Below are 15,790 nucleotides of genomic sequence, written 5' to 3' on the forward strand. Positions count from 1 at the left end.
GATTTTATATGATAGTTTTTGTTACATAAAAAGAACTATAGGATTGTGAGGAGAAGTATCGTGAATAAAATATTTTTTGGGCTTGTCCTGCTGGGCGTCCCTATATCAGTCATCGGGTCATTTTTGCATTGGCCGAGTGTGATCATGTTCATCGTATATTGCTTAACCATTGTCGCGCTTGCAGGCTTCATGGGCCGGGCTACTGAAAGCTTAGCGATCGTCATGGGACCAAGGATTGGCGGTCTTTTGAATGCAACCTTTGGGAATGCAGTGGAATTGATCATATCCATCTTTTCATTAAAGGCGGGGCTTGTGGGGGTCGTGTTGGCTTCTTTGACAGGTTCCGTATTAGGGAACTTATTGTTGGTGGCAGGCCTTTCATTCTTTGTCGGAGGGACTAAATACAAACGGCAGAAGTTTAATGTATTCGATGCGAGGCATAATGCCGGTCTATTGATTTTTGCGGTTATTGTAGCCTTTGTCATACCGGAAGTATTCACACAAGACATGAGTGAATCAAGCACGATGTCGTTAAGTGTAGGAATTTCCATTATATTGATCTTATTATATCTTGCTGCATTATTCTTTAAATTGGTGACTCACCGCGGGGTATATCAGCATACGGAGAAAACCGAGGAACATGAGGAGGAAGTACCGGAGTGGAGCAGGAAAAAGGCAATTATAATACTTGCTGCCGCTACATTGGCCGTTGCATACGTATCGGAAAAACTTGTCCATACGTTCAGCGAAGTGGGGGAAACCTTCGGATGGTCGGAGTTATTCATCGGTGTCATTATCGTTGCAATCGTGGGTAACGCGGCAGAGCATGCGTCCGCCGTCATAATGGCCTATAAAAACAAAATGGATGTCGCAGTGGAGATAGCCGTCGGTTCCACGCTTCAAGTAGCGATGTTCGTAGCTCCTGTCCTCGTACTTATTTCATTAATGTATCCAACGCATATGCCGCTTGTCTTCACAATGCCAGAACTGATCTCAATGGTTACAGCAGTCTTTTTGATGATCATGATATCCAATGACGGGGAAACGAACTGGTTTGAAGGGCTTACCTTATTGGCCGCTTACATCATTATGGGAATCGGATTTTACTTATTATAAGAATGCAGGCCTTCCGATGCGGGAGGTCTTTCTTTTTATAAAAATAAAAATGACTCTGCTCAGGTTAGATTTAGCAGAGTCATTTCTATATTAGTAAATTACCATTCATAAGTTATTCCAAAATTTTTCATCATGCTTTTGTAAAAGTTGAGAAAATATTCTAGAGTGTCACACCATCCTTTTACATCAGATTTAAGTATTAGCGAATTCGTTTTCTGTCATCCTTTAAAAGGGTGTCATGGATTGTTCGATAAGCATACCTCCTGAAGGTTTAATAGGTATGAACGATTTCGCCTCCTTTTTATAATGTAAAATAAGTATAACCGATTTGAGAATAAAAGTAAATATTCTGAACTTTACAAATTTATTACAAAGTTGAAATCGGAATGAAATGTATAGAATGTTGGCTAAAAACAAAATCTATAAACAAATGATTGAACCCCTCAAAAGGAGTGCGACAGCATGAGAAGAATTATTCTTATTACGATGATTGCCCTAATTGCCTTTATTCAGGCGAATGTAAGTTTTGCAGCAGATATACCAGAAGTCAAAGCAAATCCGAATAAGGTGAATATCCCACCTTCCGTATTGAATATTGCAAAGGAGAATACGTATCCGAACCCGACCCAGGATCTTCCGATGCTGCAGCCAAGTAATCTTGCTGAACAATTGATCGAATCGTCGGATATTAAGATTGAAAATCCAGAACTCATCCAAATGTTGAATGAATCCGCAATTGCAAAAGCCCCGCTTGCTTTTGGATACAGGGCGACCATTTACCTTGGCCATTGGGCCTTGAATTATGAGTCTTCAGAAACGGCACCAAACTGGGAATACCAAAAGATCAATACGAATTACTATGATAATCGCGGCGGTGAAGTTCCTTATAAGATCCGTTATGTCCAGGAAAGTCAGAAGGCAGTGAGTGGCGGTCTGACAGCGAAAATCCCTAAGGCTGAGGATGTTCAAAAGATGATGCTGTTAAAAGCCACTGAGAAAACGAATTTGCCTTTGGCTTTTGAAACGATCATTGGAGCTGGTACGAAAAAAGATCAAGTATACAATGTTGCGTCAAATAGGATTGGTTACTTATCCAGTTTTGCTTCCGCCGTAAATGAAAAAGGCAAGGTCACATATGGGGAAGTGTATTTGAACCTAAAAGGAAATAAAAGAACCATTACGATAAAGAACATCACTTCCCAAGGCATCGGTGCATGGATACCGGTTCAGGACCATGTATCCTTCAGCTTTACAGTCTCACAGCAACCCAGGTAAATTGAAAAACTCGCCGGATTGGCGAGTTTTTCTTCATATGGTTGACTTCCTGATCCTGAAGTCCTCTTTCGGGTAGTATGCATTTTTGACGAGTACATTCGGGCCTAGACATTTGACTGCCGGGCAGTGGCAATTCAATTCATTGGCCAGTTTCGAATTCATCCATGTTTCATAGGATTCGGTCAAGGGCTGATCTTTGATATTCCCTAAAGTAGGCGCGTCCCCAAAATCGGTAACGATCACTTCCCCGGTGAAAATATTGATGTTCAACCGTGATCGTCCATCAGGATCATTACGCACAGTCACTTTATGTGAACCATAAAGGCGTTGAAGCAGCTTAATATCCTCTATACTGTTATTGCAAGGATAAAATGGCAGGGTACCGAAAAGCATCCAAACATTTTCATCACGGATATCAAGCAAATGATGAATCGCTTCACGCATTTTGTCCAGTGGTAAAGTTTCAAGTGCCGAAGCGAAATCGCTTGGATACATCGGATGAATTTCATGCCTCTGACATCCCATTTCATCGACGATCTGCCTGTGAATATGCTCAAGATGAGGCAATGTCCGTTTATTAAGCATCGTTTCCGCAGATACCAGTACACCAGCCTTTGTCAGGGCACGGGAATTTTCGATCATTTTATCAAATAATTTCTTTCGCTGTTCCCGGGATGGTTTTCGGTCCATCATGGCAAAGCCGATATCAATGAATTCATCGATCGTTCCCCAATTATGGGAAATGTGGAGAACATCCAAATAAGGAATGATTTCCTCATACCGTTCCAAGTCAAGGGTCAAATTGGAATTGATTTGTGTCCGGACCCCGCGACTACGGGCATATTTCAATAGAGGCAAAACATAATTCTTCACTTGTTTTCTTGAAAGCATCGGTTCCCCGCCAGTAATGCTGAGCGAGCGAAGCAAAGGGATCTCATCAAGGCGCTGGATCAGTAATTCCAGAGGCAGTGCATCCGGGTCCTTGGGCTGGAGTGTGTAACCGACGGCACAATGCTCACATCGCATATTGCAAAGGGTGGTGGTGGTGAACTCCACATTGGTAAGGCTGAGTTTTCCATATTGTTCAACGTCCATATATGCTTCCCAAGGATCATACTTGGGTGTAATTGGTGTTAAAAGGTCTTGCTTGATTATTGACATATTTAAAACTCCTTACGTAATAATGCACTAACCCATTATGAACAATGGGGACAAAAATTGTCAAATGGCGGAGAGCTGCATTTATAGCTTGCCATTGCACTTTCAAGCAGATTTCGTTACGATGAAAGAAGAACGGAAGGAGAGTGCCTCATGGGAAAATCCATTACAGGTAAAAACGAACAATTAACATATTTAAAAGAACGCCTCACGATGTTCATGGAAGTTCTTGATCATATCGAACCGGAAAATACGGAGTTGGAAGATATAGACCGTTTAATCGGCATGATAGATGATTTGGAAGGCAAAGTGGAACAATTCAAAACCCGCGAAGACTAATATCTGTTTCGATAGTATGATTTTTTCAATGTTAATATTCATGAAGGGATGACGAGAAACTTCGTCATCCTTTTTTGATGGAAATGTTTGGTGATGGAATTTAACACATGGGCTATTTCTGGCGCTTTACTCATTTCTCTCCAAATTGCTGTTCATTAAGAAAAATAATTACTTGTTTTCGAAAGATTATGTTAGATGTATAATAAAACGGGTGTTGAATCATTCACTATTTATAGAGAAGCAGGGAAATGATTAAATCTAATCTAGGGGAAATAAGAGGGGGAAGAGAAATTTGGATATTCAAAAATTCCAAGAAAGTATGTACAGTCTTATCGTTGAAACTTCAACGAATCTTCCAAAGGATGTTCGTCGTGCGGTCAAAAGTGCAAAACAACGTGAAAATGCAGGTACTCGTTCTGCATTGAGCCTGACCACCATCACGAATAATATTACAATGGCTGACGACAATGTATCACCGATTTGTCAGGATACTGGTCTGCCGACTTTCAAAATAAAAACTCCGGTTGGCGTGAACCAACTTGAAATAAAAAAAGCAATTCGAAATGCAATCATTTTAGCGACAAAAGGCGGAAAACTTCGTCCAAACGCAGTTGATTCTTTATCGGGTGAAAATAGCGGGGATAACCTTGGGGAAGGTCTTCCTGTCATTAAATTCGATCAGTGGGAAAAAGACTATATTGATGTTCGTCTCATCTTAAAAGGTGGCGGCTGTGAAAATAAGAACATCCAATACAGTCTGCCTATGGAACTTGAAGGATTGGGAAAAGCGGGCCGTGATTTGGACGGAATCCGTAAATGTATCCTTCACTCTGTCTACCAAGCACAAGGACAAGGCTGCAGTGCCGGCTTCATCGGCGTGGGTATCGGAGGGGACCGTTCATCTGGATATGATCTGGCTAAGGCTCAACTTTTCCGCAGTAATGAAGATGTGAATCCGAATGAAGATCTTCGTCAACTTGAAGATCACATCATGAAGACTGCTAATGAATTGGGCATCGGCACGATGGGCTTTGGCGGCGAAACTACACTGCTTGGATGTAAAATCGGTGTCATGCACCGTATTCCGGCAAGCTTTTTCGTATCCGTTGCTTACAACTGCTGGGCGTTCCGCCGTTTAGGAGTGAAAGTCAATCCTGAAACAGGCGAAATCAATGAGTGGTTGTATCAAGAAGGCGAGAAAATCGACTTTGCTCTGGAAGCAGAAAAAGCAGCGAAGGATGAAGTGGCAGCCGCTGCAGAATCGGACGTTGAAGCTTCCCGTGAAATCACCCTGCAAGCACCAATCACGGAAGAACAAATTCGTGAATTAAAAGTGGGTGACGTAGTTCATATTAACGGCAGAATGTATACAGGCCGTGACGCCATCCACAAGCACTTATCTGAAAATCCTGCACCAATCGACCTGGATGGACAAATCATCTATCACTGTGGACCAGTTATGCTGAAGGATGAAGAGGGCAAATGGCATGTGAAGGCCGCCGGACCAACAACAAGTATTCGTGAAGAACCATACCAAGGCGATATCATGAAGCGATTCGGCATCCGTGCAGTTATCGGTAAAGGCGGAATGGGACCAAAAACACTAGAAGCATTAAGTGAACACGGCGGCGTTTATCTAAATGCAATCGGCGGGGCTGCTCAATATTATGCAGACTGCATCAAATCCGTCGAAGGTGTGAACTTCACTGAATTTGGTATTCCAGAAGCAATGTGGCATCTGAATGTTGAAGGATTCACTGCAGTAGTTACCATGGATTCACATGGAAACAGCCTGCATAAAGACGTTCAGCAATCTTCATTGGAAAAATTGGCACAATTCAAAGAACCGGTATTTAAATAAATGTTTGGCAAAAGACGCTCACCAAAAGGTTGAGCGTCTTTTGCATATCTTACTCTTTGATTTCCGGCAGTGGATCGATCCTTGATGAATCCTCCAAATTCAATCCGCTTTTCACAAAATGAACAAACACTCCACCACTTAAACCAAGACAGCCAACAAAGCCTAGAGTGATAACCCATTCCAGCATTACATTCCCCCCTTGGTACATGTATATGAAAAAAAAGGCGAAAATTACCTCAGAAAAGTACAATCTTTTGGAATGGTCGCACATACATTAGAAGAGAAAGGAGGGATTTTCATGCAGAATAACTACATCTTATTCTTTTTCGCCATGTTAACTGGTTTTGCTTTCATCCAACTTCCTGTGGCAAACACGATTTTCTCCGGTCTTGAAACATTCCTTGACGTAGTCGGAATTGTAATCGTTCTCATTTTCGCTATCGCCATTATTTGGAAGGCGGCACAAGCGTTATTTAAGGGATAAAAAAAACATGTGGGCCTATCCTTTTCGGAGGAAGGGCCTTTTTTTTGCGTGGGATTGGTTTTGCGGAAGGAATTCGACCTTCACAATATCATGCATATAAATCTCCATGTTCGAAACAATAAGAAAAAAGACATGGGGGATATTCCAATGAAAAAAATGGTGATTTTATCCGCTTTTATATGCTTGATATGCTCTTTGGCCAGTCCAGCTTTTGCAGAATCCTATAACTGGGGCTTCAATAAAGGAAAAAATGGGACACCTGCCGATGCCGGAAAAAAATTCAATGAAATGCTGCCTGAATATGAAGCGATTTATAAGGGGGATACAAAGAAAAAAGTCGTTTATTTAACCTTTGATAACGGTTATGAAAATGGCTATACGGCCCAGATTTTAGATGTTCTGAAGAAACATGGTGCTCCTGGAGCTTTTTTTGTCACGGGTCATTACTTAAAAACGGCACCTGAGCTTGTTGTCCGTATGGCCAATGAGGGGCATATCGTAGGAAACCATTCATGGAACCATCCGGATATGACCAGCGTGACGGACGATGTGATTCGCACCGAGCTTGAGCGGGTAAAAGAAGCAACGGAAAAATTAACGGGGCAAAAGGGAATGAACTATTTAAGGCCGCCTCGTGGCGTATTTAATGAGAGAACAATGAGGATCGCAAAAAAAGAAGGGTATTACCACATCTTTTGGTCACTGGCATATAGGGACTGGATTGTAGATCAACAAAAGGGTGCCGCTTTTGCACATGATGAAGTGCTTAAGCAGATTCATCCCGGCGCGATTTTATTATTGCATACCGTATCGAAGGATAATGCGGAAGCATTGGACTCGATTCTGACGGATCTTGAAAAACAGGGGTACACTTTTGGTAGCCTTGATGAATTAATGATTGAGAAACAGTTGCCGAACCGAATGCTTTATTAAAATGAGAAGCGGGTCCTGTCGTGATATTTCAGGTCCCGCTTTTATCCATTCTTCTCAATTTAAAGTAATATTTCAGGAAACATGCTATAATACGTGGAAAACTGCTAAAGGATGGATCGCTTGTGTGGACAGAAAAATTACAGGTTCAAGGACCCTATAATTTCGATCTTGTTCTCGAACGATTATCGTTAGACCCACTTCAGGTAGTTGATTTTACTAACAGGACGGTAAAAGTTCCGCTATATATAGAAAAAGAACCAATCGTTTTGCAGGTTCAGGCAATAGGAAATATCGATGAACCATCTTTTATCATCAAAGGTCAATCAGAGGTGTACAAGTCAAAAGCAATCGAACGGTTAAAAAAGGTTTTTCATTGGCATCAGCCATTAGAAGGCGTTTCCCGGCACTTCCGGGAATCCGATTTGCGGGAAATATTCGAAGAGCACCGCGGTACTGCCATAGTCTTGGACTTCGATTACTACAGTTGCCTCGTCAAATGCATCATACATCAGCAATTGAACTTATCTTTTGCCCATACGCTCACGGAACGATTCGTTAAAACTTTCGGCTTCCAGATGGAAGGCGCCTGGTTTTATCCGACACCGGAAACAACCGCCCAACTTCAAATCGAGCAATTAAGAGCCATTCAATTCAGTGGCCGGAAAGCGGAATACGTCATCGGACTTTCCGAGCAGATCATTCAGGGCCATCTCAACCTTGATATAATGGAAAAGCTATCCGATCAAGAGGTTATGGATACACTAATAAAAATACGCGGTATCGGTAGATGGACGGCTGAAAACTTCCTGCTTTTTGGACTTGGCCGGCCGAACCTATTTCCTAAAGCCGACATTGGCATTCAAAATGCCTTGAAAATATTATATGGCTTACCGCAAAAGCCAACCCAAGAAGAAATGGAGTCCTATAGTGTAAAATGGGCTCCATATCTAAGCTACGCTTCCCTCTATTTGTGGAGAAGCATTGAAAAACGGAGTGAAAAGAAATGACAAACATTCAAGATACAAAACTAGAAGTGAATCAAACCCTTCCCCTTACGATTAAACGGCTGGGGATTAACGGAGAGGGAGTCGGCTATTTCAAAAAGAAAGTCGTCTTCGTCCCAGGAGCATTACCTGGTGAAGAAATTGTAGCTTTGGTTACAAAGGTTCAGCCAAACTTCACCGAGGCGAAAATAAAAACCATCCGTAAAGAATCACCGCATCGCATTGCAGCGCCATGTCCGGTTTACGCAGAATGCGGCGGTTGTCAGTTGCAGCATTTGAGCTATGACCAGCAGCTTATTGAAAAACGAGATATCGTCATTCAAGCGATGGAACGTCATTCGAAATTCCCAGTTTCTTCATTAAATATAAAAGAAACGATCGGCATGGAAGATCCTTGGAATTATCGCAATAAAAGTCAGTACCAAGTCGGCCAAAAAGATGGCAAGTTGATTGCTGGCCTTTACGGCATGAATTCCCATACACTGATCGATATCCCGAATTGCCTTGTACAGCATAAGGCAACGAATAAGGTGACACGTACAGTGAAAAAGATACTAAAGAACCTGAACATCTCGATCTATAACGAAAGAAAAAGAAAAGGTGTTATCCGTACGGTCATTACACGGGTAGGATTTGAAACAGGTGAAGTGCAGGTTGTCCTTGTTACGGGAGCGGAGGAAATTCCACAAAAAGATCAGTTGCTAAAACAAATTCGTGACCAATTGCCAGAAGTGAAATCGGTCGTACAAAACATCAACAACCGGGACACATCACTGATCTTTGGCGAAAAAACGATTCACCTGGCAGGCGAAAAAGTCATCAACGAAACATTGGGTGACCTATCATACGAACTATCAGCCCGTACATTCTTCCAGCTTAACCCGGTTCAAACTGTTCGCTTATATGATGAAGTGAAAAAAGCAGCAGCCTTAACCGGCACGGAAAAAGTGGTTGACGCTTATTGCGGTGTTGGAACCATTGGGCTATGGCTATCTGAAAATGCCAAGGAAGTCAGAGGGATGGACGTCATCAAAGAATCCATTGAGGACGCCAAGAAAAATGCCAAAAAACATAAACGCAACAATGTATACTATGAAACAGGCAAAGCCGAGAATATCCTTCCACGCTGGACCAAAGAAGGCTGGAAACCGGACGTACTGGTCGTCGACCCGCCAAGATCCGGCTGTGACCAATCTTTACTGCAGACAATCTTGAAAGTTAAACCGAAAACCATAGTGTACGTATCATGCAACCCGTCCACATTGGCGAAGGACTTACAAGAACTGGGCTCTTCATATCGCGTGGAGGCCATGCAGCCCGTGGACATGTTCCCGCAGACGAGCCATGTGGAAGTGGTAACCTCATTGAAGCTGATTAAAGAATAAGCAGAGTGATCCGGGAATCTGTAAAAGGTTCTCGGATTTTAATCTGCGTTTATTTCCAACCATTTGTGAAATAATGAAAGTACTGTGAAAATCGAGAAATACATAGGAGGGTTTTGGATGCATAATCATGATATATTAATTCGATTAAGATATGCGCTGGATATTAAAAATAAAGATATGGTTGAGATATTTAAACTCGGGGAGATCGAAGTGACAATGGAAGAAGTCATGCAGATGCTCACAAAACCAAAAGATGATTATTATGATGAATATGAAGAATATGATGATATGGATGAAGCTGATGATGGGGTAAACTGCAATAACATGATGTTAGAGTCCTTTTTAAATGGATTGATCATTTTTAAAAGAGGGAGACAAGAGCCAAAACCTGGTCAGCCTCAAAGTCCGGCACCGGCTGTAAAGCATAAGGAAAGTGTGAATAATATCCTTCTGAAGAAACTGAAAATAGCATTATCATTAACCAGTGAGGATATGATTGATATTTTGGAAGAAGCAGGAGTCATGATAACCAAAGGGGAATTAAGCGCTATATTAAGAAAAGTGGGTCATAGGAATTATAAAGAGTGTGGAGATCGATACGCCAGGAATTTCTTAAAAGGATTAACTTTGAGATATAGGGGATAATACTGTAACATGCCCATTATGAATAAGACCATGAAATCGTGAAAAATACTTTTCACGATTTCATGGTCTTTTTTTAATGATGTTATTGAAGGGATATAAAGTGCGAAATAGTAAAGAAACACAAGGGATCCTCAAGGCACCTTCTCAATCATTAGCCTCTTAAAAAGTCTGGTTTTGCGAAATTGGGGTTGGGATATTTATAGAAGCCTTCTCCTGCTTCTCTTCCGATTTTCCCTTTATCGATATACTCTGTTTTCAATAAGTTAGCCAGCTTTTCAACTTCTGGATCACCTGTCGCTTTCGCTTTTGCAAGTGAAATATTATAAGCGGTATTGATTCCTACCACATCTAAAATGGCGAAAGGTCCAAGAGGTGCTCCTGTTGCGACCATCCACGTTTTATCGATGGTTTCCGTATCAGCCACTCCTTTTAATAAAAGCATTTGGGCAGCATCCAAAAGAGGAACCAATAAGGAATTCAATATATAGCCTGGCTGCTCTTTTTGTAAAGGCAGAGGAACCATTCCAATCGCTTTTGCAAATTCAATCACTTCCTCGAACACTTCATTATCCGTTCCAGGATGTTTCATGATTTCTGCGGTATTGTTTTTCCAGATTTCATTAGCGAAGTGTAAAGCCAGGAATTTTTTAGGACGGCCTGTCGCTTCGGCAAATTGGCTTGGTAATAATGTAGAAGAGTTTGTAGCGAAAATTGTTTTTTCAGGAGCGACTTTTCCTAACTCTGTGTAAAAATCCGTTTTGATTTGAACCACTTCCGGAATCGCTTCAATCACAAGGTCAGCTTTGGCAACTGCCGCAGATAAATCACTGTGGAAAGATATACGGGCATATGCAGTATTAAGATCTTCCTCTGTAGCGCCTATGTCTTCTTTATAGTATGTCTTCAAATTAATGATCCTATCTTTTGCACGTTCTAATGCTTCATCATGGATGTCATATACTGACACGTTGAACCCTTTGAATGCGGTTTGAAATGCGATCTGACTTCCTAAAACGCCGCTGCCGGCAATCGTGATATTTTTATCATGCATGGCCATTTCTCCTTTATTTCTCTGAATATCTCTTCTTGTTAATTATGCACTTAACTTGAATATAGATGCAGGAATAAACTTGATATAGTTTTTTTCCCTTTTAAAAAACGGATAAACACTCCTATAGGCAGACCATTTTAAATGGTTTATACCATTCGTTTATGGGAAGAAGAGACATAGAGAAGCTTGATAGGAGGAATGTAAGATGGGCAAAACAATTTTCATTACTGGAGCGGGCAGCGGGCTTGGAAGAGGAGCTGCACTCGGGTTAGCAAAGCAGGGACACCGTGTAATTGCCACAACGGAAATCACTTCCCAGAAAACGGATCTTATGAGGGAGGCGCGGGAACGGGGCTTGGATATGGAAGTCTTCAAATTGGATATTACAAATGAACGTGATCGAGCAAGAATTGATAATCATGACTTTGATGTATTTGTTGCAAATGCGGCGATCAATGAAGGAGGACCGCTCGGAGAAATGCCGATGGACCGATTCAGGGCGATCTTCGAAGTGAATGTTTTTGCTACACTAGAATCCGTTCAGTTTGCTGCAAGAAAGCTGGTCAAAAAAGGAAAAGGGAAAATCGTGTTCTTAAGTTCAATGGCTGGGATCATAACGACACCATACGGCGGTCCGTATGCAGCAACCAAACATGCCATCGAGGGAATGGCATTAACCTTAAAGGATGAGCTGGAGGAGTTTGGGGTGCAGGTTGCGACCATCAATCCGGGTGCCTACAATACCGGTTTTAACGACAGGGCAGCTGAGGAAAAATGGAAATGGTACGATGGAGAAAAGAATTTTACAAGAGCAGAGGATATGAAAAAGCAAGAAAAGGGATTAAAAAACCAATTCGATCCGGAAGATATGATAGAAAAGATGATCGAAATCATCCCGGCTGACCACCATAAATTCCGTACTGTCCATCCCGAGAAAACGGAAAAACTGATGAAAGAGACCGAAAAGAAACGGTGGGACATGGAAATCTGATTTATGGAGCACTACTGTCATAGGTTAGTGCAGTAGAGGAGTAATTTTGTTAGTTGTGCATGGATTGTGGATAAGGAAGAGAAATAGGGAAAATCCTTATTCTCTAGCCCCTTTATCCCATTCTTTTGCATGACTTTTTTGTTTTTTGTACATGAGATTTAATGCAATATCCGAGCTGATCAGCAGCTCATTTTTTAATGTTGTAATGGACTTAAGCGTCCATTAGTACAATGTAAAACAGACGAAAAAGAGGATAATTAATCCCCTTGCTGACTATGGACAAATTGGAAGAACTCGGGTTTGACTGCAGTTTTTATCTTTAAAAAACAATCCAATTGGTTGGAGCGGGTGTTCGGGACTCCTGCTTAAAAAAGCATGTCCAAGGGAGACCCCTCAGGCGCTAAGACTGCTCGAGGAAAGCGATTGCCTGGAGAGGAAAATAAGCCCCAAAAACAATTCATGATTAGGAATGAACCATTCTGAACTTCCTTTTGTCAACAAACTGAAAGAGGATATTCCCCTTGGTTTACTTGTCTTCATTTGTTTGTTCATCAGGTTTTTGGACGATTTCTTTTAATTCCCCAATGTCACCTTTTGCATTGATAATCTCAAAAATCTCATTTAGGCCTTCTGAGGTTTTTTCATCTTCCGTTTTCACTATACCCCTCCTTAATTAGGTTACTGGTTAAGGTCTCCAAAAAACCAGTAGATATAACATCGGTTGCCTTGGAAAATTGATGAAATTCTCTTCGTATTTTCATTGATTTAAACGCATTTTAGGCGGATGTTGATTGTAAGAACTACAAAAATTCAAATTTTTTTGTCCGCACAATATGGACAACATTAAAATTATCCATTATTATGATTGTTATAACACTTAGTATAAAGGGATTTACACTAATTCTGTGTGTGTTTATGGAGAAGACACGTGTATTTTTGGAAAAAAGGGAAAAAATACAATATTTTTAAAATAGGTGTAAAACATATAAAAATCCTGCATGTATTCCAACCATCAATGAGGGGGTATATTAAATGTCAAGTGAAATATTAAATGAATTTTTGAAAGAAAATTTGGAAGATTTAAAAGAAAAGGGACTTTACAACGTTATTGATCCAGTGGAAGGTGCTAATGGTCCGGTTATCACGATTGCGGGCAGGGAGCTAATTAATTTATCATCCAATAATTATTTAGGTTTAGCAACAGATAGACGATTAATAGAGGCTTGCATAGAAGCGACGAAAACATATGGTGTCGGTGCAGGTGCCGTTCGTACGATCAACGGAACGTTAGATATTCATGTCAAATTAGAAGAAAAGCTCGCCGAGTTTAAGCATACAGAAGCAGCCATTGCTTATCAATCTGGATTTAACTGTAATATGGCAGCGATTTCAGGAGTGATGGATAAACACGATGCCATTCTTTCAGATGAACTGAATCATGCTTCAATCATTGATGGATGCCGACTATCCAAGGCGAAAATCATTCCCTTTATCCATTCCGACATGGACGATTTACGGACAAAAGCACATCAAGCAAAGGAATCCGGATTGTATAACAAGATCATGATCATTACCGACGGAGTGTTCTCGATGGATGGGGATATAGCCAAACTTCCTGAAATTGTGAAGATTGCCGAAGAGTTCGACTTAATTACGTATGTTGATGATGCGCATGGTTCGGGTGTATTAGGTAATGGTGCAGGAACGGTTAAACATTTTGGGTTATCGGATAAAGTGGATTTCCAAATTGGAACATTATCCAAAGCCATTGGTGTTGTTGGGGGCTATGTAGCAGGAAAGAAAGATTTGATTGATTGGTTAAAGGTGAGAAGCCGTCCATTTTTATTTTCAACGGCTGCCACACCGGGAGCAGTTGCAGCTAGCATAGAAGCCATCAATATTTTGATGAATAGCTCAGAACTTCAAAATAAGCTTTGGGAAAATAGCGATTACTTGAAAAAAGGCCTAAAAGAATTAGGGTTTGATATCGGGGAGAGCGAAACACCGATTACGCCTTGCATTATAGGTGATGAAGCAAAAACGCAGCAATTCAGCAAGAGGCTGAATGAAGAAGGTGTGTATGCTAAATCCATCGTATTCCCTACCGTTCCAAAAGGTACAGGAAGAGTGAGGAATATGCCTACTGCGGCTCATACAAAAGAGATGTTGGATAGCGCATTGGCCATTTATGAAAAAGTAGGAAAAGAGATGTCGATCATATAAGTAGATTGCTTGTTTCAGAGTTTAAAACATGGGGAGGGATTTTTGATGAAAAAGGTCTTGGTAACGGGAGCTTTAGGTCAAATTGGTTCAGAACTGACGCTAAAAATGAGAGAGGTTTATGGAGCTGACAATATCATTGCGACAGATATCCGAAAAACGGACAGCGATGTTGCTCAATCAGGTCCATTTGAAGTTTTGGATGTTACGGATGAAAAAGCGATGTTTAACATGGCAAAAAAACATGAAGTGGATACGATTATACATTTGGCCGCTTTATTGTCGGCAACAGCTGAAAAGAAGCCGCTTTTAGCTTGGCATTTAAACATGGGCGGATTGGTCAATGCTTTGGAAACGGCACGAGAACTCGATTGCCAATTATTCACACCTAGTTCCATTGGTGCGTTTGGTCCAACCACTCCTAAAGATTGGACACCGCAAGACATCATTCAAAGGCCGAATACGATGTACGGCGTGAATAAAGTATCCGGAGAGTTATTATGTGATTATTATCATCATAAATTTGGGGTTGATACGAGGGGGCTTCGATTCCCGGGACTGATTTCGTATGTCACACCTCCTGGCGGCGGAACTACCGACTATGCAGTTGAAATTTACTATGAAGCGATTAAAAACAAGCGATATACTTCTTACATTGATAAGGGAACGTATATGGACATGATGTATATGCCGGACGCCTTAGCTGCCATCATTGCTTTAATGGAGGCAGATGCTTCAAAATTGAAACATCGGAATTCTTTCAATGTTTCTGCCATGAGCTTTGATCCGGAGCAAATTGCAGCCGAAATTAAAAAGCATATACCGGAATTTGTCATGAATTATGAAGTCGATCCTGTAAGACAATCCATTGCAGACAGTTGGCCAAATACAATCGATTCAACATGTGCAAAGGAAGAGTGGGGATTCAAGGCGGAATATGATTTGGAGAAAATGACCAATGATATGTTGTTAAAGCTGAGATTAAAGTCCCTTTTGGTAACAGCGTAATAAACCTGCCAGCCGAATAAAAGAGTTGCAAAACTCTTTTATTCGAGTTATTTTATACAGGGGAATTTTTACGTATGAGGGGTGAACTGTTATAACCGGTAAAAAGTAAGCGCTTTCTATGGCACCTCGGACAGAATAGAGAAATAACATGAAAATGGATAGTAATCTTTCTGACTGTCAGGAATGCTTAAAAGTGAAGAGTGATTTTATGAGGCGGCTTTAAGAAAGATGAAATAAAGTGGTGCCTGCTATATCATTTCTATACTAAATAGGGAGTGTAATAAGCATCTTGCATAAAATTTCGACTATTAGTAGTGTAG

General features: G+C 41.1%; 16 protein-coding genes. 12 read left to right on the plus strand and 4 right to left on the minus strand.

Annotation, left to right across the window (positions count from 1 at the left end; all coding sequences use genetic code 11):
* Positions 1–57 precede the first annotated feature (57 nt).
* Complete coding sequence (cax, locus tag MKX49_RS00785; protein ID WP_336863954.1) at positions 58–1,116, plus strand: calcium/proton exchanger; 1,059 nt, start codon at positions 58–60, stop codon at positions 1,114–1,116.
* 462 nt (positions 1,117–1,578) lie between these two features.
* Complete coding sequence (locus MKX49_RS00790) at positions 1,579–2,391, plus strand: YfkD famly protein (protein WP_336863776.1); 813 nt, start codon at positions 1,579–1,581, stop codon at positions 2,389–2,391.
* Between the two features lie 33 nt (positions 2,392–2,424).
* On the opposite strand, the gene yfkAB is transcribed toward MKX49_RS00790, so the two are convergent.
* Positions 2,425–3,546, minus strand: coding sequence for a radical SAM/CxCxxxxC motif protein YfkAB (gene yfkAB / locus MKX49_RS00795; protein WP_373689780.1), 1,122 nt, complete (start codon positions 3,544–3,546; stop codon positions 2,425–2,427).
* Positions 3,547–3,702: 156 nt separating this feature from the next.
* Here yfkAB and MKX49_RS00800 point away from each other — a divergent pair, with 156 nt between their 5' ends.
* The gene (locus MKX49_RS00800; RefSeq protein ID WP_034305661.1) at positions 3,703–3,888 is read left to right on the plus strand and encodes an SE1561 family protein; all 186 of its coding nucleotides are present in this window, start codon (positions 3,703–3,705) and stop codon (positions 3,886–3,888) included.
* A 292-nt stretch (positions 3,889–4,180) separates the two neighbouring features.
* The gene (locus MKX49_RS00805; protein ID WP_340874249.1) at positions 4,181–5,749 is read left to right on the plus strand and encodes a fumarate hydratase; all 1,569 of its coding nucleotides are present in this window, start codon (positions 4,181–4,183) and stop codon (positions 5,747–5,749) included.
* Between the two features lie 49 nt (positions 5,750–5,798).
* Here MKX49_RS00805 and MKX49_RS00810 read toward each other — a convergent pair whose 3' ends face one another.
* Positions 5,799–5,936 (minus strand): hypothetical protein, encoded by a 138-nt coding sequence (locus MKX49_RS00810; protein WP_164468808.1) that lies wholly within the window; start codon positions 5,934–5,936, stop codon positions 5,799–5,801.
* A 111-nt stretch (positions 5,937–6,047) separates the two neighbouring features.
* Here MKX49_RS00810 and MKX49_RS00815 point away from each other — a divergent pair, with 111 nt between their 5' ends.
* The 5 genes from MKX49_RS00815 (at position 6,048) to MKX49_RS00835 (ending at position 10,200) form a co-directional block, all read left to right on the plus strand.
* A complete protein-coding gene (locus MKX49_RS00815; protein ID WP_289348749.1) occupies positions 6,048–6,233 on the plus strand; it encodes a hypothetical protein in 186 nt (61 codons plus the stop codon).
* A 147-nt stretch (positions 6,234–6,380) separates the two neighbouring features.
* Positions 6,381–7,166, plus strand: a complete 786-nt coding sequence (pdaA, locus tag MKX49_RS00820; protein WP_063596049.1) for a delta-lactam-biosynthetic de-N-acetylase — start codon at positions 6,381–6,383, stop codon at positions 7,164–7,166.
* A gap of 122 nt (positions 7,167–7,288) precedes the next feature.
* Positions 7,289–8,173 carry a DNA-3-methyladenine glycosylase family protein gene (locus MKX49_RS00825; RefSeq protein WP_063595228.1) on the plus strand — a complete coding sequence of 295 codons (885 nt, stop codon included), beginning with the start codon at positions 7,289–7,291 and terminating at the stop codon, positions 8,171–8,173.
* Positions 8,170–9,555 carry a 23S rRNA (uracil(1939)-C(5))-methyltransferase RlmD gene (gene rlmD / locus MKX49_RS00830; RefSeq protein ID WP_048685151.1) on the plus strand — a complete coding sequence of 462 codons (1,386 nt, stop codon included), beginning with the start codon at positions 8,170–8,172 and terminating at the stop codon, positions 9,553–9,555. The genes MKX49_RS00825 and rlmD overlap by 4 nt, the downstream gene beginning before the upstream one ends.
* A gap of 117 nt (positions 9,556–9,672) precedes the next feature.
* Complete coding sequence (locus tag MKX49_RS00835) at positions 9,673–10,200, plus strand: YehS family protein (RefSeq protein WP_048685154.1); 528 nt, start codon at positions 9,673–9,675, stop codon at positions 10,198–10,200.
* 151 nt (positions 10,201–10,351) lie between these two features.
* Here MKX49_RS00835 and MKX49_RS00840 read toward each other — a convergent pair whose 3' ends face one another.
* A complete protein-coding gene (locus MKX49_RS00840; RefSeq protein WP_340874250.1) occupies positions 10,352–11,251 on the minus strand; it encodes a 3-hydroxyacyl-CoA dehydrogenase in 900 nt (299 codons plus the stop codon).
* Positions 11,252–11,456: 205 nt separating this feature from the next.
* Here MKX49_RS00840 and MKX49_RS00845 point away from each other — a divergent pair, with 205 nt between their 5' ends.
* Complete coding sequence (locus tag MKX49_RS00845; RefSeq protein WP_063595226.1) at positions 11,457–12,242, plus strand: SDR family oxidoreductase; 786 nt, start codon at positions 11,457–11,459, stop codon at positions 12,240–12,242.
* Positions 12,243–12,768: 526 nt separating this feature from the next.
* Here the strand turns inward: MKX49_RS00845 and MKX49_RS00850 are convergent.
* Positions 12,769–12,900, minus strand: a complete 132-nt coding sequence (locus tag MKX49_RS00850; protein ID WP_258832873.1) for a hypothetical protein — start codon at positions 12,898–12,900, stop codon at positions 12,769–12,771.
* A 374-nt stretch (positions 12,901–13,274) separates the two neighbouring features.
* On the opposite strand from MKX49_RS00850, the gene MKX49_RS00855 reads away from it, so the two are divergent.
* Complete coding sequence (locus MKX49_RS00855; protein ID WP_340874254.1) at positions 13,275–14,465, plus strand: glycine C-acetyltransferase; 1,191 nt, start codon at positions 13,275–13,277, stop codon at positions 14,463–14,465.
* A 45-nt stretch (positions 14,466–14,510) separates the two neighbouring features.
* A complete protein-coding gene (locus tag MKX49_RS00860; protein WP_053533708.1) occupies positions 14,511–15,470 on the plus strand; it encodes an L-threonine 3-dehydrogenase in 960 nt (319 codons plus the stop codon).
* Positions 15,471–15,790: the final 320 nt, after the last annotated feature.

This window comes from Peribacillus sp. FSL M8-0224 (assembly GCF_038003055.1).
Lineage (GTDB): Bacteria > Bacillota > Bacilli > Bacillales > DSM-1321 > Peribacillus > Peribacillus frigoritolerans.

Excerpts from the sequence above, each read along its gene's own strand:
- MKX49_RS00790 (WP_336863776.1), top strand. The coding sequence starts at position 1,579 with ATGAGAAGAATTATTCTTATTACGATGATTGCCCTAATTGCCTTTATT.
- MKX49_RS00800 (WP_034305661.1), top strand. The coding sequence starts at position 3,703 with ATGGGAAAATCCATTACAGGTAAAAACGAACAATTAACATATTTAAAA.
- MKX49_RS00810 (WP_164468808.1), bottom strand. The coding sequence starts at position 5,936 with ATGCTGGAATGGGTTATCACTCTAGGCTTTGTTGGCTGTCTTGGTTTA.
- MKX49_RS00815 (WP_289348749.1), top strand. The coding sequence starts at position 6,048 with ATGCAGAATAACTACATCTTATTCTTTTTCGCCATGTTAACTGGTTTT.
- pdaA (WP_063596049.1), top strand. The coding sequence starts at position 6,381 with ATGAAAAAAATGGTGATTTTATCCGCTTTTATATGCTTGATATGCTCT.
- rlmD (WP_048685151.1), top strand. The coding sequence starts at position 8,170 with ATGACAAACATTCAAGATACAAAACTAGAAGTGAATCAAACCCTTCCC.
- MKX49_RS00835 (WP_048685154.1), top strand. The coding sequence starts at position 9,673 with ATGCATAATCATGATATATTAATTCGATTAAGATATGCGCTGGATATT.
- MKX49_RS00840 (WP_340874250.1), bottom strand. The coding sequence starts at position 11,251 with ATGCATGATAAAAATATCACGATTGCCGGCAGCGGCGTTTTAGGAAGT.
- MKX49_RS00845 (WP_063595226.1), top strand. The coding sequence starts at position 11,457 with ATGGGCAAAACAATTTTCATTACTGGAGCGGGCAGCGGGCTTGGAAGA.
- MKX49_RS00855 (WP_340874254.1), top strand. The coding sequence starts at position 13,275 with ATGTCAAGTGAAATATTAAATGAATTTTTGAAAGAAAATTTGGAAGAT.
- MKX49_RS00860 (WP_053533708.1), top strand. The coding sequence starts at position 14,511 with ATGAAAAAGGTCTTGGTAACGGGAGCTTTAGGTCAAATTGGTTCAGAA.